The sequence below is a fragment of the Stenotrophomonas pictorum JCM 9942 genome (assembly GCF_001310775.1).
In the GTDB taxonomy this organism is placed as follows: domain Bacteria; phylum Pseudomonadota; class Gammaproteobacteria; order Xanthomonadales; family Xanthomonadaceae; genus Stenotrophomonas; species Stenotrophomonas pictorum.
Window position 1 is genome coordinate 1 of sequence record NZ_BAZI01000691.1, and the last position, 868, is coordinate 868.

General features: G+C 70.2%; 1 pseudogene. It reads left to right on the top strand.

From position 1 onward, the window contains the following. Positions 1-224 precede the first annotated feature (224 nt). Positions 225-868: pseudogene (locus JCM9942_RS20395) on the top strand (methyl-accepting chemotaxis protein); the annotation flags it as partial.

Below are 868 nucleotides of genomic sequence, written 5' to 3' on the forward strand. Positions count from 1 at the left end.
GCGCCATCACGCTGCCGGCAGCGTTTGTCGATGGCCACGGCTACGCGCTGCTGGTGCTCGATCAGCGCGGCCAGCCGGTCTACGCCCGGTCCCCTGGCCTTGCCCGCGCTGTACTGCGGACAGGGTCGCGCCGCACTGGCCGACTGGCTGCCGGACCTGCTCTCGGCGCACACGCCGCCCCTGATTCTTCCTCCCCGCTGTTCCTGCTGAACCGGAGTTCCCCGATGCCCGCCCGTCCCCACACCAGCGCCCCCGCGCGCGATGCCTATTACCAGCAGTTGGCCTGTGCGGCCGACCGCCTGTTTCTGCTGCTCGGCCTGATCCTGGGCGCGGCCTCGCTGGGCATCGCCGCGTGGAACGGCAGCTGGCTGCCGTTTGCCGCGATCAGCGCGCCGTCGCTGGTGCTGATGGCCGTGCAGCTGCGCCTGGCACCGGGCAGCCTGCTCAGCCGCGTCACCGTGGCGCTGGTGCTGATGGCACTGGTCGCCGCGACCATCCAGCAGACCCAGGGCCTGGTGGAAATGCACTTCGGCGTGTTCGTGGTGATCGCGCTGCTGCTGTTCTACCGCGACTGGATACCCGTGGCCGTGGCCGCCGCCGCCATCGCCGTGCATCACCTGGGGTTCTACTGGATGCAGACCCGCGGACTGCCGGTACGCGCCTTCACTCCGGGCAGCGGCACCGGCATCGTGCTGCTGCATGCGCTGTATGTGGTGGTGGAAGCCGGTTTTGTCTGTGTGATGGCGATACAGCTGCGACGCCAGGTCCTGACCCTGGGTGCGTCGCCCGAACAGCTGCGGGCGGTGGTCGACGCGCTGGCTGCCGGCGACACAAGCAGTTCGGCGACGGCCGCGATCCAGGCCGCCCC